This window comes from Halomonas sp. PR-M31 (assembly GCF_001039575.1).
GTDB lineage: Bacteria > Pseudomonadota > Gammaproteobacteria > Pseudomonadales > Halomonadaceae > Modicisalibacter.
The window spans coordinates 1-1936 of record NZ_JIBT01000092.1; the positions used below are offsets into that span (position 1 = coordinate 1).

Below are 1936 nucleotides of genomic sequence, written 5' to 3' on the forward strand. Positions count from 1 at the left end.
ACGGGATCTGGACCGCAAGCTGATTCTTGGCTGCCAGGCGGTGCCGGCGAGTGAGAATATCCGGGTCAAGTACCTCTAGGAATTTGCCTTTCGCATTAGCCCATGTTTCAAGGAGCCTTCCGATGAAAATTCTCGTCGCGGTCAAACGCGTCATCGATTACAACGTCAAGATCCGCGTCAAGGCGGATCATTCCGACGTCGATCTCACTAACGTCAAGATGGCCATGAACCCCTTCTGCGAGATCGCCGTGGAAGAGGCGGTACGCCTGAAAGAGCAGGGCGTGGCCACCGAGGTGGTGGCCGTCTCCATCGGCCCCAAGTCCGCGCAGGAACAGCTGCGCACCGCGCTTGCCTTGGGCGCCGACCGAGCCATTCACATCGAAACCGACGAACGGGTCGAGTCCTTGGCGGTGGCCAAGCTGCTGAAAAAGGTCATCGACGAGGAACAGCCCCAGCTGACCATCCTCGGCAAACAGGCCATCGATACCGACAACAACCAAACCGGGCAAATGCTCGCCGCCCTGACCGGCCTGCCCCAGGGCACTTTCGCCTCCAAACTCGAGATCCCGGACGACAAGCTCCAGATCACCCGGGAGATCGACGGCGGCCTGCAGCGGCTCGAACTCAGTCTGCCGGCTATCGTCACTACCGACCTGCGTCTCAACGAGCCGCGCTACGCCAAGCTGCCGGACATCATGAAGGCCAAGAAGAAGCCTTTGGACACCAAGAGCCCGGCGGATCTCGGCGTCGAGGTGGCCTCCAAGGTCAGCCTGCTCAAGGTCGAGACCCCCGCGGAGCGCAAGGGCGGCATCAAGGTTGGCTCCGTGGACGAGCTGGTCGACAAACTCAAGAACGAAGCCAAGGTGCTTTGAACATAGTGCTTTGCAAGGAGCGTATCTTATGAGCCTATTGGTTCTTGCCGATCATCACGACGGCCATCTGGACGATGCCACCGCCAGCGTCATTGCGGCCGCCCGGCAGATTGCCGAACATGCCGGTGGCGACATCGATGTGCTGATTGCCGGCGATGACGTCGGCCGCGTTGCCGAGGCCGCGGCCAAGCTCGACGGCGTGACCCGGGTACGGGTCGCGGACAACGCCGTCTATGGCCATCAGCTGGCCGAACCCCTGGCGGATCTATTGGTCAGCCTGGCGGATGACTACGCCTATGTGCTGACCAGCGCCTCCACCAACGGCAAGAACGTGTTGCCGCGCCTGGCCGCGCTCAAGGACGTGTCTCAGCTTTCCGAAGTGATGGGGGTAGACAGCGCGGACACCTTCAAGCGCCCGATCTACGCCGGCAACGCCATCGCCACGGTGCAAAGCAGTGACGACCTCAAGGTCATGACCATCCGCACCACCGCCTTCGATGGGGTCGGCCAAGGTAACGATGCCGCCATCGAGGCGATCGACACCGTGGTCGACAACAGCCTGTCGCGCTTCGTCGATGAGGAGCTGGCCAAGAGCGAGCGCCCGGAACTCGGCGGCGCCAAGGTCGTGGTCTCCGGCGGTCGCGGCATGGGCAACGGCGAAAACTTCAAGCTGCTCGAAGGCATCGCCGACAAGCTCGGAGCCGCCCTGGGCGCCTCCCGGGCCGCGGTGGATGCAGGCTTCGTGCCCAACGACTACCAGGTCGGCCAGACCGGCAAGATCGTCGCCCCGGAGCTTTACATCGCCGTGGGCATCTCAGGCGCCATCCAGCACCTGGCGGGGATGAAGGACTCCAAGGTGATCGTCGCCATCAACAAGGACGAGGACGCGCCGATCTTTCAGGTGGCGGACTATGGCCTGGTGGGGGATCTGTTCGAGATATTGCCGGAGCTGGAACAAAAGTTGTGACCTGAAAAATGTCGTGAAAAGCCGGTGCCTGCAGAGGTGCCGGTTTTTTGCGTCCTTGTAGGAGCTCGCTTCAGCGAGCGATGGAGTATCCCCCCAT

Annotated in this window: 2 protein-coding genes; both read left to right on the forward strand. The window is 62.0% G+C overall.

Annotated elements, in window-relative coordinates; all coding sequences use genetic code 11:
* Positions 1-122: 122 nt before the first annotated feature.
* The gene (locus CH74_RS17485) at positions 123-872 is read left to right on the forward strand and encodes an electron transfer flavoprotein subunit beta/FixA family protein (RefSeq protein WP_048308822.1); all 750 of its coding nucleotides are present in this window, start codon (positions 123-125) and stop codon (positions 870-872) included.
* 28 nt (positions 873-900) lie between these two features.
* Entirely contained in the window at positions 901-1839 is a 939-nt protein-coding gene (locus CH74_RS17490) for an electron transfer flavoprotein subunit alpha/FixB family protein (protein WP_048308823.1), read from the forward strand.
* The last annotated feature ends 97 nt before the right edge of the window (positions 1840-1936 follow it).